The sequence below is a fragment of the Marinobacter sp. M3C genome (assembly GCF_023311895.1).
GTDB lineage: Bacteria > Pseudomonadota > Gammaproteobacteria > Pseudomonadales > Oleiphilaceae > Marinobacter.
The window spans coordinates 2,889,674-2,915,889 of the sequence record NZ_CP092284.1 but is presented as its reverse complement, the minus strand read 5'-3'; the positions used below and the strand labels follow the sequence as shown (position 1 = coordinate 2,915,889).

The window sequence follows — 26,216 nt, the reverse complement described above, 5'->3', positions numbered from 1 at the left end:
TAACGGGGCATCACCCCTGAAAAGCTCACGCAACATCACCCGCCGCGACGACCTGCCCGGACGCCAACCCAGCGTCAGACTCCTGCCTCTGATTCTGTTCCGTGCCCCAGACGTCGCCAAGAACCCGCAGCCAGTTTTCGCCCATGATCTTGCGAACCTGAGGTTCGGAAAATCCGTTTTTTAGCAGCGCCTCGGTGAGGTTGGGGAACTCACCCACGGTGCGTATGCCCAACGGGTTAACAATCTTGCCGAATTCGGTCAGGGACCGGGCATAGCCTTTATCGTGGGTGAGCATGTCGAAGAATTCGGGGCCGTGACCCTGGGTAAAATCGGTGCCGATACCAATTGCATCTTCACCGACGATATTCATGATGTAGCCAATCGCTTCGCAGTAGTCGTCAACGGTGGAATCGATGCCGTTCTTCAGAAAGGGCGCGAACATGGTCACGCCGACGAAACCGCCACGGTCGGCGATGAACTTGAGCTGCTCGTCGGTCTTGTTGCGCGGATGCTGTTTAAGGCCGGCCGGCAAGCAATGGGAATAACAAACAGGTTTTTTCGACTCGAGGATGACTTCTTCAGACGTGACCGCGCCGACGTGAGAGAGATCGCACATGATGCCCACCCGGTTCATTTCGGCGATTATCTCGCGACCAAAACCGGACAAGCCACCATCGCGCTCATAACAACCGGTACCGACCAGGTTCTGCGTGTTGTAGCACATCTGCACGATACCCACGCCGAGGCGCTTGAATATCTCGACGTAGCCGAGCTGGTCCTCGAAGGCGTGTGCGTTCTGAAAGCCGAGGATGATGCCGGTCTTGCCTTCGCGCTTGGCCTGCCGGATATCCTCGGTGGTATGAACCTGGTGTACCAGGTCGGTGCTGTCGCGCATGAGCTGATTGACCATGACGATATTGTCAATCGTCCCTTGAAAATCCTCCCACACCGATACCGTGCAGTTGGCGGCGGTCAGCCCACCCTTGCGCATATCTTCAAAGAGCTCACGGCTCCATTTGGCGATGATCAAACCATCGATAATGATGGCATTGCTGTGCAAATCGGCAGCGGAGTGCAGGTTGATGAGGGACATTGTCGGCTCCAGGCATTAGACGTTATAGCCGCAGCATAGCGTCCTCCCTATCGACCAAATTGACTGATTGCGACCGAAAGAATCCCAAAAACGTCATGCGCGAATCAGGGCCCACCTGATTCGGCGGGATCGCATCATCCGGTGGCACTGCGGTATCGGACCCAAGCGCTTGCCTTCCCCGTCGCAGAGAGACTCGTGCCAGTCGCCCGCAGACTGACTGATCTTGCGGCAATGTGGTTTTCTGTCCCTGCTACGGCGACTGTCTGTCGCACGCCCAACAATAATAAAGAGGAGGCTCCACAATGGATGGAAACATCAAGAGCAATGAGACACAGCAATTGCAAACGATAAAAGAACTGGAAGCGGTTTACGATACCGATTACGAAATAGGACAACACAACATCCACCCCCTGGGGCTGGAACTTCATAATCCCGTTTTCCTGACCAGCGCTTTGCTAATTTTGGTATTCGTTGCGGGCTCGCTGATCTTCCCCGCAGCTGCCAGCGAGATGCTGATGGCGGCGCGTACCTGGTCAATCAATACTTTTGACTGGTTGTTCTTGTCAAGTGGTAACATTTTCGTGATGTTCTGCCTGGCCTTGATTGTACTCCCTGTAGGCAAAATCCGGCTTGGTGGTGACACAGCCAAACCCGATTACAGCCGCTCTTCATGGTTTGCAATGTTGTTTGCAGCAGGCATGGGCATTGGCCTGATGTTCTGGAGCGTGGCTGAACCTATTGGCTATTATACCCAGTGGTACGGCTCTCCGCTGAACATTGCCGGTGGCACCATGGAAGCCGAGCGCGCCGCTATGGCAGCGACGATGTATCACTGGGGGCTGCACCCATGGGCGATTTATGGCGTAGTTGCGTTAGCGCTGGCGTTTTTTACCTACAATAAGGGCTTGCCGCTGACGATACGCTCGACCTTTTACCCCTTGCTTGGCAATCGGATATACGGACCCATCGGTAATATCATCGATATCACGGCGGTCATCGCGACTATTTTCGGCCTGGCCACCTCCCTCGGTTTCGGCGCACAACAGGCCGCCGGCGGTCTGAATTACCTGTTCGGGATTCCTGCCGATCTGAGCACACAGACGGGCATCATCGTTGTTGTCACCGCCGTCGCGCTTTTTTCGGTGACGCGCGGCCTTGATGGCGGGGTCAAGCTTATGAGCAATATCAACATGGTTCTGGCGGCCGCACTGTTGCTGTTTGTCATTTTTGCCGGATCTTTGATGACTTTCCTCAGCACCCTGGGCACTACAGTCGTGGCCTATGCCGAACACTTTCTGCCATTGAGCAACCCAATCGGCCGTGAGGATGAAACCTTTTATCACGGCTGGACCATCTTCTATTGGGCCTGGTGGATTTCCTGGTCACCCTTTGTCGGCATGTTTATCGCGCGCATCTCCAAGGGCCGTACGATTCGGGAATTTCTCACCGCGGTTCTCCTCGTACCAACATTGGTAACGTTCGTCTGGATGAGTGCCTTTGGTGGCAATGGACTAGCACAGACAAAAGCAGGCGTTGGTGCACTGGCCGATGGCATCAGCGATTCTTCACTGACCCTGTTTCAGATGCTGGAGAACCTGCCGCTGTCAGGAATCACGTCTGTTCTGGCGATTGTGCTGGTGCTGGTATTCTTCGTGACCTCCTCCGACTCTGGCTCATTGGTCATCGACAGTATTACCTCGGGTGGCAAAACCGATTCACCCACGGCACAACGCGTGTTTTGGGCGACATTGGAAGGCGTTATTGCGGCCGCATTGTTGACGATTGGCGGCTCCGATGCCCTGACCGCTTTGCAGGCGGGCTCGGTAACGACCGGTTTGCCGTTCACTATCGTGCTGCTGGCAATGTGTGTGAGTCTCGCCAAGGGCTTACAACACGAGCAAAAGTTGCTGACGATCAAACGAAAAAGGGCGTCCAGCGTTCTCGCCAAGGACGCGAAAAAGCGGGCGGCAGTGCCTGCCGCAGGTTGATAGGGCTATCACCGGATTTATAACCCACTCTGGCCATTCATTGGATGAGGCCAGAGTGCGTTATGATTTACGCCCCTGGCCCGGCAGCCGCTGCTATAATTACATAAGTGTGTTCTGATTCATCACCTTTGCCGAGCCCGAGCCATGCCGCAAACCTCTGTTACAGATACTCTGCGCGAATACCAGTCATTACTGGAACTGCTGGATGACGCCTATTGGGAAGCCAGCTGCATCGAACACAAAGACATGCTGTACGACATCATCAGTATTTTCAGCCAGGAAGTGGCCGAGCTGAACAAACTCAGCGTTCAAGACCATCACTACCCTTACGAAGTGATCACCGAAGGCATCCGCCGCATCGTGCCGAAACTTGAGCGCCTGGACGAAGCCCGCGAGCTGATCATCCAGCGCACGCAGACCCTAACCGACTTTCGCGACATTCTTTCTTCCGTACTGGGCATTCTGGAAGACCAGCTGCGCACGCTCTAGTCTCCTGTCTGAAGCAGCCGTAAATTACGCGCCGACATGCACCCGCTGGCCTTCAGGCAATTGCGGAAACACGGTACTGACGTTGTACAGAAATTTCCCCAGCGCCAGTAAATGATGGCCCACAATCGGGAAACCGGTGGTCAGCAGGCTCACTGAAATATCCCGTGCCGAATCGGCCCAGCAAAACTTGTTGATTAGCCCCACGTGGCCAAACGCATAACGGGTGTTTGGCCCCCAGACTCCTACCGGGTCGCCCCCCAGCATCATCCCGGCGCTGAAGCGCATAGGCAGCATAAGGGTGCGATCGAGCTGCAGCGACCCAAACTGCTGGATTGCGCGCTGCACCGTAATTTCACTGCAGATGCGCTTTCCAGCCCACACGCCGCCATTGAGCATCATCTGGAAAAACCGCCCCATTTCCTCGGCGGTGCCATACAGATTGCCGGCGGGTATGACCGCCTGCTGAAAGCGAGGGTCATTGGTCACCGCTTCCACAGATTTGATATCGCCACCCAACGCCCGCTTTACAACCCGCGATATCGGCCAGGTAGGCCGCGGGCCGGTAGCGTAGTTAGCCGCCGGCACGGTTAAATCCGCCGCTGCTACGCCATAGGTAAACCAGGTCATCCCCATGGGCTTGCGAATATAACGGTCCAGATACTGCTGAATCGTCAGGCCAGTGACGGTTTCGAGAACTCGCTGCAACACAAAGCCGCCGGTAATAGCGTGATAAAAGACTTTTGAACCGTCTACCTGCATCGCCCGCTCCTCACACAGCAGGCGCCAGATTTCTTCCGGGTTCCACAGCACCTCAGGTGGCGTGTCACCAGGAATCGCCGGAATACCGCCGCGATGGGACAGTATCTGGTGCAGGGTGATGGTGCGCTTGCCGTTATGGGCAAATTCCGGGCAGTAATAAGCCACCGGGTCCATCAGGTTGACCAACCCCTGCTCGGCTAGCAGATGAATCAAAAAGGCCGTCACCGCTTTCGACGCGGAGAAATAACAGACGGGTGTGCCTGTTGTCATCGCTACCCGCGGCGTATCCACGCTGTCGTCCGGGCCGTTACCCCGGGCATGACCGATAGCGCGGTGCAGCACCGACTCGCCCCGGTGGCGCAATGAAATCTGGATACCCGGATGCACGCCAGTGCGGTAAAGACTCTCGACACTGCGCCATACCGCCTCTACCGACTCTGGTCGCAACCCTACCGACACTGGATTTTCCCCGGCCGTATCACGGCAGGTCACGCTGGCAAGATCCTTGGGCACTCTGCACGTGTGAAGGGCGCGGCGAGTAAGTGTTTTTATGGGGCTGAGCATGTTATTTCTCCATGAGGGCACGGCGCCATAATTACGGGCTTTTCGCGTGGATTAAATTGTTATACAGCCTAGCCCAAAATACACCGATTATGACGACCGAGCAGGAGGCGCTGTGCAAAAGAATCTAGCGTACAACCTCAAGCCTGAAATCTCTTTTAATACGCTGCCGGTGCCGGGCAATCGCGGGTCATTCTGGTATCCGATGATTTGGGGAGCGACGATTCCGGGGTGATCACAAAAAAACGGTCTGGGGCCATCCGGTTCGCGGTGGTCGAGGCCGCCTCTGCCGCCTCGGTGCAGCCTTGCTTCAGCCGCGCTTCGGCGAGGTTGTTCCAACCCGATGCAATGCCTGGAAACCGATAGGTCATAGCCTGATAGTGTTCGGCTGCCGCGGCCCAGCGACCTTGTTGATAGGCAATGTTGCCCAGCCCCAATAACGCAGCGGGCTGATCCGGCCAGGCTTTTGCCGCGGCCAAATAGGCAGCCTCCGCTGCAACAGGCTGTTGTGTGGTTTCCAGATCATGCGCGGCCATCAGGTAAGGCAACGGCTGTGCCGTTACCGGAATTTGGCCTGGCGGCACTATTATTCGGGCCCACCGGCCTGAGCGATCCCAGGTCGCCATGAAAACGGAGACTTTCTGCCGGTAGCCTTTTTCCGTTCCGGTGTGAAGAATCAGCGCTTCCTGGGCACTATCAAACCCGATAACCACGGCAAAGTGCCACTGCGGCCACCAGTTGAAACGCAGATTTTGCAGCACCAACACCGGGTGGCCCGCACTCACCTCGGTCAATACGCTGGTTAGGTCGGGATCCAGCGGGTACACCAACATGCCGTATTGGCGCGCAGCAGCCACCATTTCAACCTGCAACGCTCCCTGGCGCTCTGGCAGGTACACCCGGTCAATCAACTCATCAGGAGCGGCACTCACGCCCTGTGCATTCAGCATCATCGCCAACGAAGCGGGGCCACACTGATACTGTTCCTGAGGATGAAATGGCACGTCCGTGAGCTCAGCGCTTTCGAAGCCCGTTGGCCACTGCGGCCGGCTGGCGCACCCTGAGAGCAGAACCCCCAAGAATGCGGCCGTGAGTAGCCTGCTTGGTTTCAATAAAAAAGCAAACATGCTGATGTCATTACCGCAGGCACCTGACGAACGGGAAGATATCAGTGGCGCAAAGCATATCGGTGATGATGAACACCAGCAGAAACAGCACGATGATACCGACAACACCTTCACCGGCCGGTGCCGCAGCCAGTTGTTGTTTGAAGTCCGTCAGCTCAGAGGGTGTCAGGCTTTGAATGCGGTCACGCACTTCCTGTTCTCCGACCCCCATGCTGGCCAGAGTACCTTTTACATCATCGCGTTCCAGCATCTCCATCAGGGCCTGGCGGTCAATATCGGCACGCTGCTCTGTTAATAATTCGCCGGTGCCGACAATGCTGGCAGAGGCGGGTATTGCCCACATTGACATCAACATCATAACCATCGCCATGATGCCTGAAATAGATTGCATGTAGCCTCTGATTGCCTGCATGGTTTGTTCCTCATGTTCTTCTAATGTTTGGGGGTATATTGTTGGATCACTTAATACATCAGTGTAGCCGCAACTGGCTTTCACGCACAGGAGGGCCGACTGAAAAGATAGCCAACGAGCTTCCGGTTAGGGTCTTGATGTGGTCACCTATTCGGAACTTACTTCACCACCGAGTTCTGTGCTTCCAGTTATTCGTAATTGGGGCCATACTGAATTTTGGGTCAATCAGTTATGGCGAGAGGCAATAGACATGAGCAAAGGACAAGACAGTAAAAAAGCTGAGAAGAAGAAACCGCTTTTGACTGCAAAAGAAAAGAAAGCGGCCAAAAAATCGAAAAAAGGTGACACCAATGTGCTGGGGAACTAGACGGTTTCAATAATAGATAGCCTTGATACTCGATAGTTCTGATACTAGATAGCTCTGATAAAAAAATAGATTGGATAACGGACACAGCGCAAAAACTCCACCGGAACCAGTATGACCCCTGCTATTGATGTCGCCCGCGACGCGGGGATTGAACACCAACTACATCAGTATCAACACGATCCTGCCAGCGCTGGCTATGGCACTGAGGCTGCGGAAAAGCTTGGGCTAAACCCGGCCTGCGTGTTCAAGACTCTGGTGGTGGCGGTGGATACCAAGACCCTGGTGGTAGCCATTGTACCGGTGAACGCCATGCTCAGTATGAAGCTGATTGCCAAAGCAGCGAGCGGCAAAAAAGCCATCATGGCAGACAAGCAGCAAGTGCAGCGCAGCAGCGGTTATGTTCTGGGTGGGGTTAGCCCGCTGGGGCAAAAACGGCCGCTGGCGACGTTCATTGACGAGTCAGCGCAGCTGTTCGAACAGATTCATGTCAGCGCCGGTCGGCGGGGGCTTGAAATTGAGCTGGCGCCGGAAGACCTGGCCACTCTCACCCAGGGGCGCTTTGTGGCGTTGCGCCAAGAGTGATGCCCGACTGACTGGGTAAAATCTCTACCCATAAAAAAAGGCTATGTCTGAGTTAGTTGTTGCGCAGCTATACTTAGAGCAGATATCTCCTCATCGGAGGTTATGCCATGAACGACAAAGCCTTTCACTTCCTCATGTTGCAACTAGGCCAGCTGACACCCAGCCAGCGGCATCAACTACACCGCTATTTCCAACAGGCCGATACGGGCGCGGCGGACACGCTGCTCGTCGAGCACTCTCCCACCTGCTGTCCGCATTGCCAGGCATCGCGGCTCAGGCCACAATCTGCCGCGTTACCGTTGCGCCCAATGCAGGCGTACTTGCAATCCGTTGACCGGAACACCGCTGGCCCGCCTGTGTAAACGTGAGCACTGGTTGTGTTACGCTCAGGCGTTAATCGACGGCAAAACCGTGCGCCAGGCTGCTACTGAGTGTCACATCAACAAGAACACGGCCTTCTTGTGGCGCCACCGCTTCTTGGCTCTGGTTGCGGGGCATCAGGCTCAACGCGAGTCCGGCATCGTGGATGCGGATGAGACCTTCTTTCTGGCGTCCTTCAAAGGCCAGCGGAAAATCTCTCGCAAGGCCCGTCAGCGGGGCGGAGTCAGCCTAACTCGCGGAACGGGGCCCGACCAAATTCCAGTGCTGGTGGTGCGTGATCGGACCGGGGAAACCGCAGATTTTATCTTGCCAAAGCTCAATGCCATCGAAGTCAGCCGCGCACTCAAGCCGTTGGTCGCAGCGGATGCCTGCCTCTGTACTGACGGGGCCTCGGTTTATCGGGCTTTTGCGAAAAAAGCGGGAATCGAGCACCAGGCTGTATCTGCTCGCCGGCCCCGTGTCCGCGGTGCTTTTCATATCCAGAACGTCAATGCGTACGACAGTCGATTGAAAAACTGGATGATTCGGTTCCATGGTGTGGCGACCAAATACCTGAAGAACTACTTGGGTTGGCGACGGTTGCTGGAGCGATACCCTGAGCTAACTCCCGAATGCTGTTTGCTGGAAGCAACCGGTCGAGTATCGCAACAACTAATTGGGACATAGCCAAAAAAACCCGCAAGACGGTGACCGTTTTGCGGGTTTTTCAATCCAGCGGCTCGGGTTATTTGCCGGGCCGCTGCCACACTAAGGGTGTTAAACCGAAGCGCGGGCTTCTTCCATCAGCTTGTTCAGCGTTGCGCTGGGCTGCATCACTTCGTTCACTTTTCCTGCGGGCGCGTGGTAATAACCACCTAAGTTTACTGCTTTGCCTTGAATCACTCTCAGTTCTTCAAGAATCTTGTCTTGGTTGGCTCCCAGCTTTTCAGCCAGCTTGGCGAAGAAGGTTTTCAATTCCTTGTCTTCGTCCTGCGCAGCCAATTCCTGTGCCCAGTAATGAGCCAGGTGGAAGTGGCTGCCACGGTTGTCTAGCTCGCCAGTAGAGCGCGACGGAGACTGGTTGTTTTCCAACAGGGTTTCGGTCGCTTTGTCCAAAGTTTGGCCCAGCAGGCGTGCACGGTGGTTGTTATGCTTTGCACCCAGCTCATCCAGCGATACCGCAATGGCCAGGAACTCACCCAATGAATCCCAGCGCAGGTGGTTCTCTTCAACCAGCTGCTGTACATGCTTGGGTGCAGAACCGCCAGCACCGGTTTCATAAAGGCCACCGCCGTTCAGCAGAGGTACGATGGACAGCATTTTGGCGCTGGTGCCCAGCTCCAGAATCGGGAACAGGTCAGTCAGGTAATCACGCAATACGTTGCCGGTTACCGAGATGGTGTCCAAGCTGCGGATCAGGCGTTCCATGGTCCAGCGAATAGCACGTACCGGCGACATGATGCGGATGTCCAGGCCATCGGTGTCGTGGTCTTTCAGGTAGGTGTTTACTTTCTTGATCAACTGGGCATCGTGGGCGCGCTCGTCGTCCAGCCAGAACACAGCCGGCATGCCGGTGGCACGGGCACGGTTAACCGCCAGTTTGACCCAGTCGCGGATGGGCAGGTCTTTAGTCTGGCATGCGCGCCAGATGTCGCCGGTTTCTACGTTGTGCTCGGTCAGTACGGTGCCGTCCTCGGCGATCACTCGAATAATGCCGTCTTCTTTAATTTCAAATGTTTTGTCGTGAGAGCCATATTCTTCGGCTTTCTGCGCCATCAGGCCGACGTTTGGCACGGTGCCCATGGTGGTGGGGTCAAACGCGCCGTTGGTTTTGCAGAAGTTGATGGCTTCCTGGTAAATAGTGGCGTAGGTCGACTCTGGCATGACCGCCTTGGTGTCTTTCAGCTTGCCGTCACGGGCCCACATCTTGCCGGAGTTACGGATCATCGCAGGCATGGAGGCGTCTACGATAATGTCACTGGGCATGTGCAGGTTGGTAATACCCTTGACCGAGTCTACCATCGCGATTTCCGGGCGGTGCTCGTAGGTTTTGTGCAATGCTTCCTGAATTTCTTCCTGCTTGGACTCTGGCAGCTGCTTGATTTTCTCGAGCACGGATGACAAACCGTTGTTCGGGTTTACGCCGATCTCCTCGAACAGGTCACCGAACTGGTCAAACAGTTCTTTGTAGTAAATCTTCACTGCATGACCAAACACGATCGGGTGAGAGATTTTCATCATGGTGGCTTTAACGTGCAGCGAGAACATCACGCCGGTGTCTTCGCAGTCTTTAATAGCCGCTTCGAAGAACGCGCACAGCGCTTTTTTGCTCATGTTCATGCCGTCGACCACTTCGCCGTCCAGCAGCGGCAGTTCGGCTTTCAGAACGGTCTGCTCGCCTTTCGTGTTCTCGAACACAATGCGGCTGTTGGTGGCCTTGTTCAGGGTGACGGACTGCTCTGAGGAGTAGAAATCGCCGCCTTTCATGTGCGCTACGTGGGTGCGTGATGCCGGGCTCCACTCACCCATGGAATGCGGGTATTTGCGGGCAAAGGCCTTTACCGCGGCAGGAGCACGGCGGTCGGAGTTGCCTTCACGCAACACCGGGTTTACGGCGCTGCCCAGTACTTTGTTATAGCGGGCAGTGGCATCTTTTTCTTCGTCGGTCTGCGGGTTTTCTTTGTATTCCGGGACTTTATAACCCTGCTTATTCAGCTCTTTGATGGCGGAGCGCAGCTGGGGAATAGAGGCGGAAATATTCGGCAGTTTGATGATGTTGGCATTGGGATCTTTGGTGTATTCACCCAGTTCGGCCAGAGCATCGGGCACTCGCTGGTCTTCTGCGAGGTAGTCCGGGAAGTTGGCCAGAATGCGGGCCGCCAATGAGATATCGCTGGTTTCAAAATGAATACCGGCCGGCTTGGCGTAGGTTTCCAGGATTGGCAACAGTGACCGGGTGGCAAGCGCTGGCGCTTCGTCGGTCAGTGTGTAGATAATTTTGGTTATTGACTCTGTCATGTTCGTCCTCGAGCTATATAAGGGTGGATTCAGGACGGCCACGGCCGCCAGCTGTGCTGGGCACCTCTGGCTCTGGCTGTGACTGGATGGTGGCTTTTATTAGGCCTACTACGATAACATTTTTTTGGGAATTGCGGCTAAGATCTTAGTATGAAGGCGGATTTTGATGGCTTCGCCTTGGTGGGGCCTGCTCCCACCAAGGCTTTTTATACTGTGCTTATCTCGGCCAGATCCCAGTTTAACCCTCCGTCGGCAACAGCTCAGCTTCCTGCAAACACGCCTGAATAGCATCCAGCGCTTCCGGATTGGCCAGTGCGTCGCGGTTGTCGATGCGGGCAGAACCGTTGATCAGGCGTGCTACGGCGAGTTCTACTTTTTTGCCGCTGCGGGTGTAGGGGATGTCTGGCACCGGGATGATATGGCGAGGAACATGACGGGGGCTGGCGCCTTTGCGGATTTGGGTTTTCAGGCGTTTGAGCAGTTCTTCGTTCAGGGTTTCGCCGTCGGCCAGAACCACCAGCAACACCACTTCTACGTCGCCTTCGATCTGTCGGCCAACCACCAGGCTGTCTTTTATGGCAGTTTCCGTTTCTACTTGCCGATAGATTTCTGCGGTGCCGATGCGAACGCCACCGGGGTTTAGAGTGGCGTCAGAGCGGCCGTAGATGATGGCGCCGCCGTGTTCGGTGAATTCGATGAAGTCGCCGTGGGCCCACACGCCGGGCGCAGAATCGGCGAACGTGTCGAAGTAGGCGTTACGATAGCGTTCGCCGCCTGGGTCGTCCCAGAAACTGACGGGCATAGACGGCAGGGGCTGGCGGCACACCAGTTCACCGCGGCCGGAGCTTACGGATTGGCCGTTGTCGTCAAAGGCGGCGGCATCTACGCCCAAAAGGCGACATTGTATTTCGCCGCGGCGTACGGGCAGTAAGGGTGTGGAGCCTACAAAGCAGCCGCAGATGTCGGTGCCACCGGCGATGGAGCCTAACAGGGCATTCGGGGCGCCGTCGCTGTACATCCAGTCATAGTCTTCTGGCAACAACGGCGAGCCGGTGGAGAACACAACTCTGAGTGCGCTTAAATCCAAATCTTTAGCGGGGGTCATGCTGTCTTTGCGACAACCGGCCAAAAAGCGGGCGCTGGTGCCGAAATGGGTGACTTTTTCATCGGCTACGGTTTGCCACAGCATGTTCAGGCTGGGGTAGCCCGGCGAGCCGTCTACGGTGATCACCGCCGCGCCGGTCAGCAGGGCGGATGCCTGCCAGTTCCACATCATCCAGCCACAGGTGGTGAAGTACATGAAGCGGTCGCCACTACCGACATCGCCATGCAGCATTAACTCTTTCGCGTGGTTGACCAGTAGGCCCACAGTGCCGTGTACGATGCACTTGGGTTTGCCGGTGGTGCCGGAGGAATACAAGATATACACCGGATGGTCTGGTGCCACCGGGATGAAAGACGGCCGCTTGCCAGCGCCGGCCGCAAGGGCCTGCTGCCAGTCGCTGACGAAGGGGCCTTCAATGGCCGGTGCGTCTGGCAGCTGCGGCACACTGACCACACATTTCAACGAGGGCAAGCCGCTAATCAATTGGGCGAATTCCTGCTGACGCGGGAACACTTTGCCGCCGTAACCATAGCCATTTACGGCAATCAACGCAGTGGGTTCAATCTGGCCAAAACGGTCCAGAATGGCGCCAATGCCAAAGTCCGGTGACGCTGAACTCCACACCGCACCCATGCTGGTGGCGGCCAGCATGCCTACGATGGCTTCGTAACCGTTGGTGACGATACCGGCAACCCGGTCGCCTTTCGCAATGCCTTGGCTGCACAAATAGGCTTCTAACGCGCCCACGTCGGCGCGTAATTCCGTGTAAGTGCGACGCAAGACCGGGCGGGTTTCGCAGTAGGCAACAATGGCTTCGCTGTTCGCCTGTTCGCCTTCGGCGTGGCGCAGCAAGTTGGCGGCGAAGTTGAGGGTCATGCCGGGAAACCATTCAGCTCCGGGCATCTCACGCTTGCCCAATACCTGTTGCGCGGGCGTGTGGCTGATCAGTCCGCAGTAATCCCAGACGGCTTTCCAGAAGCCGTCCAGATCGGTCACCGACCACTGGTGCAGAGCGTGATAATCTGCGAAGGGTCCGTAACCGAGTTCTTCCAACCAGTGCTGAAAGCGCCCCATCTGGCTGTCGTTGAGGACTGTGTCAGAAGGAGACCAGACTACCGGGGATTGTTCGTTGTTATTCATCCATTGCTCCGTTTTCTTACTGCATATGCCAGCCGTGGCTGACCACAATAGATTGCCCCGTGAGCGCTGCTGACGGGAAAGCCGCCAGATGCACTGCAAGCTCAGACACGTCCGCCAGCGTGGTGAATTCTCCGTCTACGGTGTTTTTCAACATCACTTTAGAGATTACGTCTTCTTTGGATATGCCCAACGCCTGCGCTTGCTCAGGAATCTGCTTGTCTACCAACGGCGTGCGCACAAAGCCGGGGCAAATAATATTACTGCGCACACCGTGTTCAGCGCCTTCTTTGGCCACCGCGCGGCACAGCCCAAGCATGCCGTGTTTGGCCGCTACATAAGGCGCTTTCAGCGGTGACGCCTCCAACGAGTGTACCGAGCCCATATACAGGATTGTACCGCCACCTTTGGCGTACATGGCTTGCAGGGCTGACCGGGTCAGCAGAAAAGCGCCGTCCAGATGCACACTCATCACCCGACGCCAATCATTAAAGCTCAGCTGATCCAGTGGCGCAATGTGTTGTATGCCGGCGTTGGCCAGCACAATGTCCAAGCCACCCCAAGCTTCCACCACAGAGTTTACACCCTGTTCCACCGCCTGTTCGTCGGTGACATCCATGGCCAGTGCCATCGCGCTTCCACCAGCGCTGTTAATGATCTCAGCCACTTCCTGTGCCGTGTCGTAATCAAGATCAGCCACAGCTACTCGGGCGCCTTCGCGGGCATAGTGTTCAGCGATGGCGCGGCCAATACCACGGCCAGCACCGGTAATCAGAGCAATGCGATTGTGCAGGCGCATGGAGCTTCCTCCTTTAGATGAAAGTTATCGACGCAAGGTATCGAAACATAACCGGCGCGGCTCAAGGCCCACCATACACTTCGTTGGGCAACCAGGTTGCCAACGGCTCAAACCAGAACACCAAAGCTATAGCCAATAGTTGCAGGAAAATAAAGGGCAATACACCCAGATAGATGTCGCGAGTGGTGATTTCGGGCGGACATACGCCTTTGATATAAAACAGAGAGAAGCCCACCGGCGGCGTCAGGAACGAAGTTTGCAAACACAGGGCGAACAGGATGGCAAACCACACAGGATCGACGCCCATCTTGAACAATACCGGCGCAACCAGCGGCAGAATGATCAGGGTAATTTCTACCCAGTCGAGGAAGAAACCCAGCAGGAAGGTCACAAACAGAACCGTTAGCAGCACCCCGGTGGTCCCAAACGGCAAACCGGTTATGGCGCCTTCGATCACTTCATCGCCGCCCAAACCACGCAGTACCGATGCAAACACAGTCGCACCGATAAAGATGCCGAAGATAAACGCCGAGGTACGACTGGTCTGGTACAGCGAATCTTTCAGGGTAGCCATGTCCAGGCGTTTGCTGACAAAGGCCATCAGCATGGCGCCGCCGGCGCCCACGGCCGAAGCTTCGGTGGTGGTGGCAATGCCAGCAAAGATCGAGCCTAACACTGCAAGAATCAGGGTCATCGGTGGTAGCACTGCTTTTGCCACATCCAGCAGAGCCCGGGGAGTGAGTGGTTCGCGGTTGGCCGGCGCCGGTGCCATGTCTTTTTTTACAAACGAGATAATCAGGATGTACAAAATATACATCCCGGCCAGCATCACGCCGGGAATCAGCGCGCCCATAAACAGCTTGCCAACCGACGCCTCAGAGGTGCCCAGGCGGTCAGCCATCAGCACCAGCATGATGCTCGGTGGCATCAGAATGCCCAGCGTACCGACGGAACAGACAGTGCCTACCGCCAGCGATTTGTTGTAGTTGGCCTGCATCATTGGGCCCAGTGACAACATACCTAGCAACACCACCGAAGCGCCGACAATGCCGGTCGACGCCGCCAGCAGCACACCTACAATAACCACCGTGATGGCGTAACCACCGCGTAACGGACCCAATACTTTCACCAAGCTGTGCATCAGCCGTTCAGCAATACCAGACCGGTCAAGCATAATGCCCATGAATATAAACAACGGCAGCGCCACCATTAACTCATTGGCCACAATGCCGTATATGCGAGCGTCCAGAACGCCAATAGTGCCCTGCCAGGTAAACCACAACGGCGAATCAAAATAGGTCACAAGTACATGGCCAACAATGCCAAATATTAGACCAGTGCCAGCCAGTGACCAGGCCACCGGGAACCCCAGTAGCAAAAGCCCCATAAAACTGGCAAACATGGCGATAACCAGAACAACGTCCACACTCATAATCGAGACTCTTGAATTAGGGGCCGGGATCAGGCTTTGAAATCAGGGGCTGGAATGGCCCGGGCTGGCGCGATCTGCGTCTGGCAATGCGGTCGCCCGCGGAAAACCAAACAGCAATGTGCTGCAACGCAAGGCGCGGGAAAACAGCGCGATCATCACCAACGCGATTCCGAGGGGTAAAATGCTTTTGAATATAAAACGATAAGGCAGGCCGCTGGGCGCCTGCGAGCGCTCCTGATAGACCCAGGCTGTCCATGCCGTGGGCACCATCGTGTGTATCATCAGATACAGAATTGGAAGCGCCAGTAGCACAATGCCTAACAGGTCAATCCAGGCCTGGGTGCGCAGTGAAAAATGTTCGTGTAATACGTCTACCCGAACGTGATCATTACGCACGGCGGCGTAACCCAGGGTGAGCATGGTAGCGGCGCCAAACAGGTGCCAGGACATTTCTTCCAGCGCAATGGAGCCTTGCGCCAACACATAGCGCGAAAACACGCTGGTTAGAATAACGCCCATTACCACCAGCCAGAGGTAGGAAGCCAGCCGGCCAACCGCCACTACCAGCCTATCCAGACGGACAGACAGGGCATTGAAAGGTAATTCCTTATTAATAGGCAGGGCTGATTCAGCTTCCCCGGGTACATTGGGTTGCGTCACGGTCACCTCGGTGTTTGCAGAGTCAGAACAGAGCGGCGGGCAACCATGTTGTTGCCCGCCGGTTTACACCTGGAGCTCAGTCGTAATTATAGAAATCACGGGCCAGGTAGCCCTTGTTGTGCCAGATGGAGTGGTGTTCCATGAAGTTACGTTGACTGGTTAGCACACGGTTAAACATGTCGTCTCCCGCAGCAATTTCATCCAGTACTTCATTGGTCACTTTTTGCAACTCGCGCAGGACGGGCTCTGGCAGAGTGATGGCGTTTACGCCTTCTTTTTGGTAATCACGCAAGGCGGTCGGTTGTGCCCATTCGCTTTCGGCAAAGCCGGTAAGGGTAGCCGAACGACAACCCATTTCGATCAGCGCGCGGGTTTCCGGCTTTAGACCTTTCCAGGTGTCCATATTCACCAACAGATGCGACGTGGTCAGAGTCTGGTGCCAGCCAGGCATGATGTAATTCTTGATCACCTGGTCCAGGCCTAGCATCTTGTCGATGGCCGGCTGGGAAAATTCCGAAGCATCAATAATCTTACGCTCTAGAGCTTGGTAGATCTCGCCACCAGGAACCATGGTCACCGAGGCGCCCAGCTTTTCCAGAACCTTACCACCGATACCGGCAAAGCGGATTTTCAGGCCGTCGAAGTCTTCCAGAGATTCAATCGGCTTGGCAAACCAGCCGGCGCCTTCAGGCCCGATGATGCTGCACAGCATGGGGTGAATGTTGCGCTCGGCGTAGATTTCTTCCAGCAGTTCGCGGCCGTCGCCCTGGTAGTACCAAGCCAGATAAGCAGGCGGCTCCATGTTAAAAGGTGCACCGGAATATAACGGCAGGGCCGGAATGGTGCCCTGGTCGTAGCCAACCCAGGTATAACCGGCGGGGTACTTGCCGTTGCTAACGGCGTCCATGATTTCAAACGGCGGTACCAGCTCGCCGGGCTCGTAGTAGCGCAACTGGACATCACCACTGGTGACTTCTTTGAGGGTTTCCGACAGGTACTTCACCGGCGTGGTCAGGCCGATCAGATGGGATGGAAACGCCAAAGGCACCTGCCAACGCACTTTTTCGGCGGCCAGAGCCTGACTACTGACCAGTGAGCCAGAAATAACGGCCGCGACAGCAACACCATAACTGAGGGAAGACAGCTTTTGCTTGATAGACATACTCAGATTCCTTTTATTTTTGTCTTTTATTCTTCGTGCCAAGCCGCTTTAGCACTCCCCGTGCCAGATAAATAAAAATCATATTATTCAATATGTTACTATTTATTTAGACAAACAGATACTTAAAGTGTCCGAAAAAAACAACAGTTTTAAGGATTTCTTGTACGTAGTTGTTCGGATAACCATACATGCGTCTGGAATTCAGGACATCTTGCCCAACTTGTCGTACAGCACGGAGCGGGAAATGCCCAGAAGTCGTGCCGCTTTACTGCGGTTGCCCGCGCTTGCCACGAGCGCCTGTTCAATAGCGCGGGCTTCGGCGGCGGCCAATGTCTGTGCCAAGGGCTGTACAGGCTGCGCGGCCAGGTGTGCCGCCACGGGCATTACGCTGCGCGGCAGCATCTTGCCGATCGCTACCGCATCCAGAACACCCGCTTCGCCCATGGTCAGTGCACGCTCCAGTACGTTACGCAATTCGCGGATATTGCCAGGCCAGTCGTAGCCCGCCAACACGCCAAGAGCAGCATCCGTCATTTCGCTCTGGTGTTCCTGACCGCGGCAGATATCTTCCAACAACGCTTCACACAATACGCCGAGGTCTGCTAGCCGATGGCGCAATGGTGGAATCGGAATTTCGAACACGTTTAAACGGTAGTAAAGATCCGATCGGAAGGCGCCTTCGGCAATCATGGCGACAAGATCACGGCTCGTTGCGGCGATCACGCGAACGTCTATAGAGCTGACCTTGTTTGAGCCCAACGGCTCTACTTCCCCCTCCTGCAAGGCTCGCAACAGCTTGGCTTGCAATGCCAGCGGCATATCACCTACTTCGTCCAGAAAAAGAGTGCCACCGTCGGCGTGCTGGAACTTGCCTTCACGCAGCTTGCGATCGGCGCCTGTAAAGGCCCCGGGTGCTACACCAAAAAACTCGGCCTCCAGTAGATTATCGGGAATGGCCGCTACGTTAACGCCTACAAACGGTTTCCCGGCGCGGTCAGAGGCGGCGTGAATCGCCTGGGCCAGAACCTCCTTGCCGGTGCCGGTTTCGCCCAGCAACAATACCGGCATTTCGCGCCCCGCGGCCAGGCGGGCACGACGTTTCACCTCCAGCGCACCCGGGCTGGCGCCGACAAAATCACCTAGGCTGTAGCGGGTAGTTCGGGCATTTTGAGCCAGCGCCTTGCGTGCGGCGGCCAAATCTTGATGTAAGCGACGGTACTTGCTGACCAGAGGTGTCAGTGGCTGAAGATCGTCGTAAAGCACAAAGGCAATCACACCAACAATCTCGTCGGCATCGTCAAAAAATGGCAAGCGCGTCACCACCAGCTGCTGTTTTTGGTGCTCCATAATATCCAGCAACAACGGCTTTCCGGACTCCAGCACTTCAGGCATGCGCGTATGAGGAATCAACTGCCGCACCGGGCGGCCAACCGCACTGGCTGGATCACCCAGGCCCATAAGCTTGGAATAACTGCTGTTGATCCAGGTAATACGGGCGCGTCGGTCAATGGCAATCACGCCAGCGCTGGCTTGTTCAAACATCGGAATCAGGGCTTCTATCAGCTCTCTCGTCAGACCGCTTTTGTTCTTGCCTTTAAACGGTTGTGTCATTGAGCAGGTACCGCCGGGGTTCGTGTCGTGCGTGGTGAAAACTCGGGTGCCAAATGCACTGAAGGATTATATGGCCGCCTTTCGCGGGGAGCAAACTGACCCGATGGTGCCTGCACAATGGCCTATTACACTGAAATAACGTATTAAACAAAGTATCGGGCCATAGCTCGCACCAGATTGACTATTTTACGGAAAGGAGTTTTTACGCCATGCCTCACGCCGCCAGTTATCCCGGAAAAATACTGGGTGCATCCATTTTCCTGCTAACGGCACTGGCTTCACTGCCAGGCTGTAGCCATTACTCCGGCGCGGAAAACCTGATCGGACCAGAGCCGAAAACCACCGAATATGACGTGGTGGAAGGTTTGGTATACACCCCCGAAAACTGGCCTCAGGCGTTAAGCGGCGATTTATATTTGCCCCAACAAAGTGGCCTTAGCCCGGTGGTATTGATGGTTCACGGGGGCGGTTGGAACAGCCGTTCGCCAGCGGATATGGTTTGGATTGCTGAAGAACTCGCCGGCCACGGCTTTGCGGTGTTCAATATTGCTTACCGGTTTGCCCCCGAATTCACTTTTCCCGCCCAGTTGCATGACCTGCAGGTGGCCCGTCAGTGGCTGGCCACTAATGGCTCGCTCTACGGTCTGGATACCCAGCGGGTCAGCGGTTTCGGGTTTTCATCCGGTGCGCACCTGATTGCGCTACTGGCTGTGGTTGCGAGCAGTGACAGCAATCTTAATCAGCCTTACGGCGGCCCAAACACGCGGCTTCAAGCGGTGGTCGCCGGCGGCATACCGGCGGACTTGACCAGCTTTGATTCGGGCAAGTTGCTGTTTCAGTTTCTGGGTGCCGACAAACAGCAAATACCTGAAACCTATCGCATTGCTTCGCCCATCACTCACATAACCCCGCAAACACCCCCGTTTTTTCTGTTCCACGGCGGCATGGATTCACTGGTACCGTTTTCCCAGGCTGAAAGTTTTCATCAGGCTTTATTGGCCAACGGCGTCAGCAGCGGCTTGCTAAAGCTGCATTTGCGTGGCCACATCACCAGCTTTCTAACCGGGGGCAATGCGGTAGAACAGGGTCTGCGTTTTTTAACGCGCCAGCAGATGCCCAGAGCCAGCCAATAACGTGTTCAACCTCTCTATTAAGCATTAGCCCATTCGCAGGTAGGGCAGCAAGCTAACGCCTACAATCACCCCTAACGCAATAATGGCTACCAGCATGCGCAGTGGGTGTCGCCGCAGCATACTGCCATAGCCGGCTTCGCCACGTGCAACACGTTGCTGCCATTCCAACTGCTGCTGGCTTTGGCGTTGTCGCTGGTAGCCTGCAAGTAATTGTCGCGCCCGCTCGGCTTCGTCGTCATCGTGCACCCAGAAACCGCCCATACTGATGCCCCAAAAACTGGGCGGCGTTTCGTAATAACGAACGTGTTCGTGCTCGAACAGATCACGAATGTCGTCTGCTTCGTCGTCGGGCACGTGACGTAAATTCATCAAATGGTGGGGCATGGAACCTCGTTGGGGTTGGTCGATGGAGGCCTTGGCTATATCCTAGCACCAAAGCAGGAAGCGCCGAATTCACCAACGGGTTATTCCATGGTAAAGCAGTCAGCGGCAAAACCGTCAATGACCAAGACGTCCATCACCAAACAGCCTCTTCGCCTGTTAATGGATTTCGACGCCCAGATTCAGCGGGACGGTCAGCAAGCATCAGACTTTATGCATCGTCGCGACCGCAGGTTTGCGCTGAATTGCGAAGAGCATAACAGCCCAAGTGACCCAGCACACTGGCTGGCCTGGCTAGGGCGTTTTGACAACAGCCGCGAGCAATTTGCAAGCGCCGGCCAATCCACAGAGCAACGCTGGCAGCGGATCAACAACGGCTTTATAGCGCTAGGCGCGGTGCTGGGCATTATTACCATGGCCGGCCTATTGTTTTACGACGGTGGCCAGCGCATTAACGTTACCGTGATTATTGGTTTTGTGGCTCTGCAACTACTGTTGGCGCTGCTGACCAGCCTGCAGTCGGTGATGGGCTGGCAACCCTGGCGACCACTGCTGAACCGCTTTATGCCTGCTCCCCGCCCGGCCTTGCAGCCACTGCAGCCCGCTCTTATGGCGCGGGCTGCCCAGGGCGGCGGGCTCAGTTTTGCGGTGACGGCTTTACTGACCCTATTAGCGATGGTGGTGATTCAAGACCTGGCGTTCGGTTGGAGCACCACCCTGAATACCGCCGCCAGCGGTTATCACCAACTTACCAGCGCCCTGGCTACCCCTTGGGCATGGTTGTGGCCAGCTGCGGTACCAGATCTGGCACTGGTGGAAGCCACCCGGTTTTTTCGCGCCGGCACAAACACCTTGCTCACACCGGCACGCTGGGGCCAGTGGTGGCCGTTTATCAGCATGCTGTGGTTGGTATGGGTTGTGTTGCCACGCCTGCTGCTGCGCCTGTTAGCAAGCGCACTGGTGCATTGGCGTGCGCGCAAATTGTTGCTGCGCCACCCGGGGCTGAACGCCCTGCGCGAACGCATGGCAACACCGGTGCTGGATACCGGCGCCGGACATAATGACGCAAACGACCTGCCCGACACGCGGCACAATACCCTGTTGCAGCCGCTTCCGGAAAAAGCTCTGCTGCTGAGCTGGGCCGGCGCGGGCACCGTCACTGACAAACAAACACTGCCTGCGGCTCTGGCCGCTATTTGCCCAGGCCCGGCGCTCAATGTTGGCGGCCTGGCCAGCCTCAGCCAAGATCAGCAGGCAATTGCCCAGCTGTCTGTCAACAGCGATGCAGTCACCGCCCTTATGCTGGTGAGTAGCTGGGAGCCGCCCACGGGAGAGCTGCTGGACTTTTTGACCAGCGCGCGCCAGAGCTGGCCTGCCGGCAGCCGAGTTTATTTGCTGCCATTAGCGGCCGAAACCCGGGAGCCACCCACAACTGCTACAGACCGCCAGCTACAACCTTGGTTACGTTTTGCAGAACGCTGCCCGCCAGGTTTTGTTACAGTCGGAGATATCGCTATTAGCACAGGATTGTCGCCCTCATGAGCCAGGCTCCGGTATTTGCAGTGGTGGGCCACCCTAACAAAGGCAAATCCTCGATCGTGGCGACGCTGTCTCAAAATGACGCCATCGCCATTGCCCTGGAACCTGGCACCACCCGCCGCAGCCACGCCTACCCGTTACAGGTAGACGGCCAAGTGCTTTACACCTTGGTGGACACCCCGGGCTTTCAACGCCCGCGACGGGTACTGGAGTGGCTGGAAGCCCACAGCGTTTCTGCCTCAGACCGAGCTGCCACGGTAGCCGCGTTTGTTACCCAGCATCGCGGTAATCCGCAATTCAGCGACGAATGCGAACTGTTGGCGCCATTAATCGAGGGCGCCGGCATTATTTACGTGGTGGACGGTTCGGTCCCATACAGCCCGCAACACGAAGCAGAGATGACCATATTACGCTGGACCGGGCGCCCCAGCCTGGCACTGATCAACAGCATTGGTGACGAAGACTACGGCGACACCTGGCAGGCTGCACTGGGGCAATTCTTTCAGGTTGTACGCAAGTTCGATGCAGTTCGCGCACCGTTCGAGCAACATCTAAGCCTTTTAAAAGCTTTTGGCCAGCTTGAACCCGCCTGGGAAAACCCCCTGGAAACCGCGACCGGATTTCTGGACCGGCAGCGCCAGCAACGCAGGCAACACGCCGCCACGCTGATTGCGCAAACCCTGCAGCAGATGATGGGTTACCGCCACAGCCGCAGTTTGGCGGAAGATCTGGCTGCCAGTGCCTCCAGCCAGAACAAAGACGCCCTTGCCTCCGAGCTTCGCAAGAACTGGTATCAGCATCAGCGCCAGCGTGAACAGCAACTGCGAGGCGATATCCAGCAGCTTTATCAACACGGCCAGCTGCAGCGCCAGGAAGCCGAGCTGGAATGGCAAAGTGAACACGACCTGTTTTCCGAAGACAGTCGCCAGCTCTGGGGCGTGAACAAAGGCTACCTGGCGGGGGCCGGTTTCGGTGCTGGTGCTATCGGGGGTATTGGTATTGATGCCCTAACATTAGGTGCGTCATTTGGCACCGGAGCCCTGATCGGCGGCATAATCGGCGCCGCTGGCAGTTATTTTTACGGCGACCGCCTACCATTGCCTACACTGAAGATAGGCCCCCTGCGCGACGGTGTAAAAACCGCCAGCTTCGGCCCGGTGCCAGACACCCAGTTTGGCTACGTGGTGTTGGGCAGGGCGCTGAATCACTGGTGGCATGTAAGCCACCGAAACCATGCTGGCCGGGCGCCGCTCGCGCTTGGTACCACCGACAGCCACTGGCTGGAAGGCTTGTCAAAACCGGATCGCAACATCTTGCATCGGGCTCTGGAAAAAGCCCGCAAAGGTAAGGCCGCAGACTCTAGTGATCAGCACAAACTGGGGCAGGTGATTATCCACGCTATGAAGGCATACAACGACTGGGAGTTGAAAAGTATATGACAGGGGTGTTTATACTATAGGGCTATTCCATAACAGCGCGCTCCGATAAGTACCCGGCCGCGCTACTCTAACGTGAGGAATACTAATGAAAATTGTACGAGTTAAGGACATTATTGGCACCGAACGCGAAGTCAGCGCCCAGCAATGGACCAGCCGTCGTTTGCTGCTAAAAAAAGACGGTATGGGCTTCTCATTCCATGAAACCATCATCAAAGCCGGCTCCGAACACACATTCTGGTACAAGCATCACCTGGAAGCGGTTTATTGCGTAGCTGGCAATGGTTCCATCACCGACGTTGCCACCGGTGAAAACCACAAAATTACTGATGGCACACTTTACGCTTTAGACAAGCACGACAAGCACATCCTGTTTGGTGGAACCGAAGACATGCGCCTGATCTGCGCCTTCAACCCGCCGGTCACCGGACAAGAAGTACACGACGAAGACGGTGCCTACCTGCCGGATACCAGTGAAGACTAACTCGACACCCGCTGCTGTTGAACACAGCAGCACCTTACCGCCACCGGCAGTTACCCTGCTTCCGGTGGCGGTTTTACTTTGGCTGGCCGGTGCCTACCTGCGCATACCCATTCTGGTTGCGCCACCTTTAGCACCGTACATTGCCGACGAACTGTCGCTGTCGCAAACTCTGACCGGCGCATTGACTACCTTACCTATTCTGATGCTGGCCATCGGCGCCATGCCCGGTTCCCTGGCTATTTCCCGCATCGGCCCGCGCAATACCCTGGCGCTGGCCATTCTAATCATGACCATAGGCTCTGCCGCCCGTGGCCTGGCGCCGGACACCACTTTATTAATGGTTGCAGGTGCCGTTATGGGCTTGGGTATTGCCATGATGCAACCGGCACTGCCGGCGCTGCTGCCGCGTTGGCTGGCACCCCACCATATGGCCATGGGCGCGGCAATTTACATGAACGGCATGCTGATGGGTGAATTCATCGGCGCAGGGATAACCCTACCGGTGGTTATGCCGCTGGTAGGCGAGAGCTGGCGCGCCACCTTGATTGCCTGGTCGCTGCCCGCTCTGCTGGTGGCGGCAGCGCTGTTTTTGCCCAAGCGCGATCTGGCTCGGCCCACCCGCAAAGTGGCCTGGCTGCCAGATTGGAGTAATCCGCTGACGCTGCGGATTGGCCTGCTGCTGGGCGTATCCAGCTCGTTGTTTTTCGGTTTCAACGCGTATATGAGCAACCTGCTGGAGCAGCGCGGTGAACTGGACCAGCTGACCGATGCCCTATTCTGGTACAACTTTGCGCAAGTGATAGCGTCTATTCTAATGCTGAAAATGGCGCGTTTTTGGGTGGGGCGCAAAAGCCCTCTGATACTGATGTTGATTCTGAGCCTGCTAGGGGCTGGCGGCGCTGTGCTAATGCCGGGCTGGCTCGGCATTCTGAGTGCTACGTTTATGAGTTTCACCGCCGGGCTTCTGCTGATCTTGATGGTGGCCGTGCCGCCATTGTTGGTATCCTCGGCCGAAACCGGGCGCCTGTCAGCAGGTAACTTTCTGGTGGGCTACACCGTGGCCTTTGTGGTGCCAATGATCGGCGGTTTGGTGTCAGACGCCAGTGGCGACATCCGCCACGCCTTCTGGGTGATGATCGCCTACGGCGTTCTGGTACTGCCCATCGCGTTCAACCTGAAGCTGGAGCGCAGCTCATAAAAAACGGGGCCTGTCTGGCCCCGTTTTTGTAATGCGACCTTGTCGTCTGAAATCTGTCAGCCGGGCAGCTGTTCTTGCCCGACTGAATCACCCGTCTTTAAATGTAGTAATCTTTCAGCGGCGGAAAGCCGTTGAACCCCACCGCGCTGTAGGTGGTGGTGTAGGCGCCGGTCGAGAACCAGTACATCCGGTCACCAATCGCCAGACTCAGCGGCAGCGGATACTTGTGGTCTTCATACATGATATCGGCACTGTCGCAAGTTGGCCCGGCAATCACGCAATCTTCACCTTCGCCGTCTTTTTCAGTCCAGATCGGAAACTTGATAGCCTCGTCCAGAGTTTCAATCAGTCCGGAAAACTTGCCCACGTCTGTATACACCCAGCGGTGCATGGCAGTGCTGGATTTCCGGGAAATCAACACCACCTCGCTCACCAGTACACCGGCGTTAGAAATCAGCGAACGGCCCGGCTCAATAATAATCTCCGGCAATTCGTCGCCAAAGTCTTCGCGCAGAAAACGACCAATTTCCTCTGCGTACACTTTCACGTCATTGGCGCGGGTAATGTAATTGGCAGGGAAACCACCCCCCATATTGATCATTTTCAGTTCAATACCGTCTTCTTCCTTCAAACGCTCGAAAATCACCTTTACTGTGCCCAGCGCTGCATCCCAGGCGCCAATTTCACGCTGCTGCGAGCCCACGTGGAACGACACACCGTAGGGTACCAGACCCAGGTCACGAGCCAGAATCAGCAGGTCCATGGCCATATCTTGCTGGCAGCCAAATTTACGGGACAACGGCCAGTCGGCGGTTAACGTGCCTTCAGTCAAAATCCGCACGTAGATTTTTGAGCCCGGTGCAGCCTCGGCAATATTGCGCAGATCCGCTTCCGAATCGGTGGCAAACATGCGCACGCCTTTCTCGTAAAATGTGCGTACATCTTTGGCTTTTTTGATGGTATTGCCAAAACTGATGCGTTCAGCAGTCACACCCAGCGCCATTACCTGTTCCAGCTCGTACACCGAAGCGATGTCAAAGCTGGCACCTTTATCGCGCAGCAGAGTCAGTACCTGCGGAGCCGGATTGGCTTTTACCGCGTAATAAACCTGTGCATAAGGGAAACCCTCAACCAGTTCGTCATAGTGATAATCGATAGTGGCGGTATCAATCACTACAAACGGTGTTTCTTTACCTTCGGCAAACTGCCGAATGCGGTTGAACGTGCTTTCGGTGTAGTAGTCGGTAATACGGGCGTTGGATAACTCGGTCATGGGTGGTGTGTCCCTCCACAGGGTATTCAGTAGAAAAAAGGCTCTGCGCCTTGGCGGCAGAGCCCGTTGATTAGCGCGATCATCGGGCTTTTTTTAAGGTCCGCATATCA

At 56.0% G+C, this 26,216-nt stretch carries 21 protein-coding genes and 1 pseudogene; 9 read left to right on the top strand and 13 right to left on the bottom strand.

Annotation, left to right across the window (positions count from 1 at the left end; genetic code table 11):
• Positions 1–25 precede the first annotated feature (25 nt).
• Entirely contained in the window at positions 26–1,093 is a 1,068-nt protein-coding gene (locus MIH18_RS13700) for a dipeptidase (protein ID WP_249007046.1), read from the bottom strand.
• A gap of 302 nt (positions 1,094–1,395) precedes the next feature.
• Between MIH18_RS13700 and MIH18_RS13695 the strand changes: the two genes are divergently transcribed.
• Complete coding sequence (locus tag MIH18_RS13695) at positions 1,396–3,081, top strand: BCCT family transporter (RefSeq protein ID WP_249012625.1); 1,686 nt, start codon at positions 1,396–1,398, stop codon at positions 3,079–3,081.
• 144 nt (positions 3,082–3,225) lie between these two features.
• The gene (locus MIH18_RS13690; RefSeq protein ID WP_249007044.1) at positions 3,226–3,570 is read left to right on the top strand and encodes a hypothetical protein; all 345 of its coding nucleotides are present in this window, start codon (positions 3,226–3,228) and stop codon (positions 3,568–3,570) included.
• Between the two features lie 24 nt (positions 3,571–3,594).
• Here MIH18_RS13690 and MIH18_RS13685 read toward each other — a convergent pair whose 3' ends face one another.
• From MIH18_RS13685 to MIH18_RS13675, 3 genes are all read right to left on the bottom strand, one after another.
• Positions 3,595–4,893 carry a serine hydrolase domain-containing protein gene (locus MIH18_RS13685; RefSeq protein ID WP_249012624.1) on the bottom strand — a complete coding sequence of 433 codons (1,299 nt, stop codon included), beginning with the start codon at positions 4,891–4,893 and terminating at the stop codon, positions 3,595–3,597.
• A gap of 155 nt (positions 4,894–5,048) precedes the next feature.
• Complete coding sequence (locus tag MIH18_RS13680) at positions 5,049–5,894, bottom strand: PA2778 family cysteine peptidase (RefSeq protein WP_249007042.1); 846 nt, start codon at positions 5,892–5,894, stop codon at positions 5,049–5,051.
• 133 nt (positions 5,895–6,027) lie between these two features.
• Entirely contained in the window at positions 6,028–6,429 is a 402-nt protein-coding gene (locus tag MIH18_RS13675; protein ID WP_249007041.1) for a PA2779 family protein, read from the bottom strand.
• Between the two features lie 478 nt (positions 6,430–6,907).
• On the opposite strand from MIH18_RS13675, the gene ybaK reads away from it, so the two are divergent.
• Positions 6,908–7,378 carry a Cys-tRNA(Pro) deacylase gene (gene ybaK, locus MIH18_RS13670; protein ID WP_249007040.1) on the top strand — a complete coding sequence of 157 codons (471 nt, stop codon included), beginning with the start codon at positions 6,908–6,910 and terminating at the stop codon, positions 7,376–7,378.
• 107 nt (positions 7,379–7,485) lie between these two features.
• A pseudogene (locus tag MIH18_RS13665) lies at positions 7,486–8,425 on the top strand (IS1595 family transposase).
• A 90-nt stretch (positions 8,426–8,515) separates the two neighbouring features.
• Here the strand turns inward: MIH18_RS13665 and MIH18_RS13660 are convergent.
• From MIH18_RS13660 to MIH18_RS13630, 7 genes are all read right to left on the bottom strand, one after another.
• Positions 8,516–10,756, bottom strand: a complete 2,241-nt coding sequence (locus MIH18_RS13660; protein ID WP_249012623.1) for an NADP-dependent isocitrate dehydrogenase — start codon at positions 10,754–10,756, stop codon at positions 8,516–8,518.
• A 238-nt stretch (positions 10,757–10,994) separates the two neighbouring features.
• Positions 10,995–13,001, bottom strand: a complete 2,007-nt coding sequence (locus MIH18_RS13655) for an acetoacetate--CoA ligase (RefSeq protein WP_249012622.1) — start codon at positions 12,999–13,001, stop codon at positions 10,995–10,997.
• Between the two features lie 16 nt (positions 13,002–13,017).
• A complete protein-coding gene (locus MIH18_RS13650; protein ID WP_249012621.1) occupies positions 13,018–13,797 on the bottom strand; it encodes a 3-hydroxybutyrate dehydrogenase in 780 nt (259 codons plus the stop codon).
• A gap of 61 nt (positions 13,798–13,858) precedes the next feature.
• The gene (locus MIH18_RS13645) at positions 13,859–15,229 is read right to left on the bottom strand and encodes a TRAP transporter large permease subunit (protein ID WP_249007035.1); all 1,371 of its coding nucleotides are present in this window, start codon (positions 15,227–15,229) and stop codon (positions 13,859–13,861) included.
• A gap of 42 nt (positions 15,230–15,271) precedes the next feature.
• Complete coding sequence (locus tag MIH18_RS13640) at positions 15,272–15,889, bottom strand: TRAP transporter small permease subunit (RefSeq protein ID WP_249012620.1); 618 nt, start codon at positions 15,887–15,889, stop codon at positions 15,272–15,274.
• A 76-nt stretch (positions 15,890–15,965) separates the two neighbouring features.
• Positions 15,966–17,051 (bottom strand): TRAP transporter substrate-binding protein, encoded by a 1,086-nt coding sequence (locus MIH18_RS13635; protein WP_249012619.1) that lies wholly within the window; start codon positions 17,049–17,051, stop codon positions 15,966–15,968.
• Between the two features lie 201 nt (positions 17,052–17,252).
• The gene (locus tag MIH18_RS13630; RefSeq protein WP_249012618.1) at positions 17,253–18,662 is read right to left on the bottom strand and encodes a sigma 54-interacting transcriptional regulator; all 1,410 of its coding nucleotides are present in this window, start codon (positions 18,660–18,662) and stop codon (positions 17,253–17,255) included.
• Between the two features lie 209 nt (positions 18,663–18,871).
• Between MIH18_RS13630 and MIH18_RS13625 the strand changes: the two genes are divergently transcribed.
• Complete coding sequence (locus MIH18_RS13625) at positions 18,872–19,795, top strand: alpha/beta hydrolase (RefSeq protein ID WP_249012617.1); 924 nt, start codon at positions 18,872–18,874, stop codon at positions 19,793–19,795.
• A gap of 24 nt (positions 19,796–19,819) precedes the next feature.
• Here MIH18_RS13625 and MIH18_RS13620 read toward each other — a convergent pair whose 3' ends face one another.
• Positions 19,820–20,179: a DUF6164 family protein gene (locus tag MIH18_RS13620; RefSeq protein WP_249007030.1), complete on the bottom strand. Its 360-nt coding sequence runs from the start codon at positions 20,177–20,179 to the stop codon at positions 19,820–19,822.
• A gap of 87 nt (positions 20,180–20,266) precedes the next feature.
• Between MIH18_RS13620 and MIH18_RS13615 the strand changes: the two genes are divergently transcribed.
• The 4 genes from MIH18_RS13615 to MIH18_RS13600 all read left to right on the top strand — a co-directional run bounded on the left by MIH18_RS13615 (position 20,267) and on the right by MIH18_RS13600 (position 24,833).
• Positions 20,267–21,718 carry a DUF2868 domain-containing protein gene (locus MIH18_RS13615; protein WP_249012616.1) on the top strand — a complete coding sequence of 484 codons (1,452 nt, stop codon included), beginning with the start codon at positions 20,267–20,269 and terminating at the stop codon, positions 21,716–21,718.
• Complete coding sequence (locus MIH18_RS13610) at positions 21,715–23,154, top strand: GTPase/DUF3482 domain-containing protein (RefSeq protein WP_249012615.1); 1,440 nt, start codon at positions 21,715–21,717, stop codon at positions 23,152–23,154. The genes MIH18_RS13615 and MIH18_RS13610 overlap by 4 nt, the downstream gene beginning before the upstream one ends.
• Before the next feature lie 85 nt (positions 23,155–23,239).
• Positions 23,240–23,635, top strand: coding sequence for an ectoine synthase (locus tag MIH18_RS13605; protein WP_249007027.1), 396 nt, complete (start codon positions 23,240–23,242; stop codon positions 23,633–23,635).
• Complete coding sequence (locus MIH18_RS13600; RefSeq protein ID WP_249007026.1) at positions 23,625–24,833, top strand: MFS transporter; 1,209 nt, start codon at positions 23,625–23,627, stop codon at positions 24,831–24,833. The genes MIH18_RS13605 and MIH18_RS13600 overlap by 11 nt, the downstream gene beginning before the upstream one ends.
• Before the next feature lie 97 nt (positions 24,834–24,930).
• Here MIH18_RS13600 and MIH18_RS13595 read toward each other — a convergent pair whose 3' ends face one another.
• Positions 24,931–26,106, bottom strand: coding sequence for a type III PLP-dependent enzyme (locus MIH18_RS13595; protein ID WP_249007025.1), 1,176 nt, complete (start codon positions 26,104–26,106; stop codon positions 24,931–24,933).
• Positions 26,107–26,216 lie beyond the last annotated feature (110 nt).

Bases quoted from the DNA above. Each gene is read 5' to 3' on its own strand.
- MIH18_RS13660 (WP_249012623.1), bottom strand. From the start codon at position 10,756: ATGACAGAGTCAATAACCAAAATTATCTACACACTGACCGACGAAGCG.
- MIH18_RS13620 (WP_249007030.1), bottom strand. From the start codon at position 20,179: ATGCCCCACCATTTGATGAATTTACGTCACGTGCCCGACGACGAAGCA.
- MIH18_RS13595 (WP_249007025.1), bottom strand. From the start codon at position 26,106: ATGACCGAGTTATCCAACGCCCGTATTACCGACTACTACACCGAAAGC.
- MIH18_RS13605 (WP_249007027.1), top strand. From the start codon at position 23,240: ATGAAAATTGTACGAGTTAAGGACATTATTGGCACCGAACGCGAAGTC.
- MIH18_RS13685 (WP_249012624.1), bottom strand. From the start codon at position 4,893: ATGCTCAGCCCCATAAAAACACTTACTCGCCGCGCCCTTCACACGTGC.
- MIH18_RS13615 (WP_249012616.1), top strand. From the start codon at position 20,267: ATGGTAAAGCAGTCAGCGGCAAAACCGTCAATGACCAAGACGTCCATC.
- MIH18_RS13610 (WP_249012615.1), top strand. From the start codon at position 21,715: ATGAGCCAGGCTCCGGTATTTGCAGTGGTGGGCCACCCTAACAAAGGC.
- MIH18_RS13630 (WP_249012618.1), bottom strand. From the start codon at position 18,662: ATGACACAACCGTTTAAAGGCAAGAACAAAAGCGGTCTGACGAGAGAG.
- MIH18_RS13650 (WP_249012621.1), bottom strand. From the start codon at position 13,797: ATGCGCCTGCACAATCGCATTGCTCTGATTACCGGTGCTGGCCGTGGT.
- MIH18_RS13690 (WP_249007044.1), top strand. From the start codon at position 3,226: ATGCCGCAAACCTCTGTTACAGATACTCTGCGCGAATACCAGTCATTA.
- MIH18_RS13675 (WP_249007041.1), bottom strand. From the start codon at position 6,429: ATGCAGGCAATCAGAGGCTACATGCAATCTATTTCAGGCATCATGGCG.
- MIH18_RS13645 (WP_249007035.1), bottom strand. From the start codon at position 15,229: ATGAGTGTGGACGTTGTTCTGGTTATCGCCATGTTTGCCAGTTTTATG.
- MIH18_RS13700 (WP_249007046.1), bottom strand. From the start codon at position 1,093: ATGTCCCTCATCAACCTGCACTCCGCTGCCGATTTGCACAGCAATGCC.
- MIH18_RS13655 (WP_249012622.1), bottom strand. From the start codon at position 13,001: ATGAATAACAACGAACAATCCCCGGTAGTCTGGTCTCCTTCTGACACA.
- MIH18_RS13635 (WP_249012619.1), bottom strand. From the start codon at position 17,051: ATGTCTATCAAGCAAAAGCTGTCTTCCCTCAGTTATGGTGTTGCTGTC.
- ybaK (WP_249007040.1), top strand. From the start codon at position 6,908: ATGACCCCTGCTATTGATGTCGCCCGCGACGCGGGGATTGAACACCAA.
- MIH18_RS13625 (WP_249012617.1), top strand. From the start codon at position 18,872: ATGCCTCACGCCGCCAGTTATCCCGGAAAAATACTGGGTGCATCCATT.
- MIH18_RS13695 (WP_249012625.1), top strand. From the start codon at position 1,396: ATGGATGGAAACATCAAGAGCAATGAGACACAGCAATTGCAAACGATA.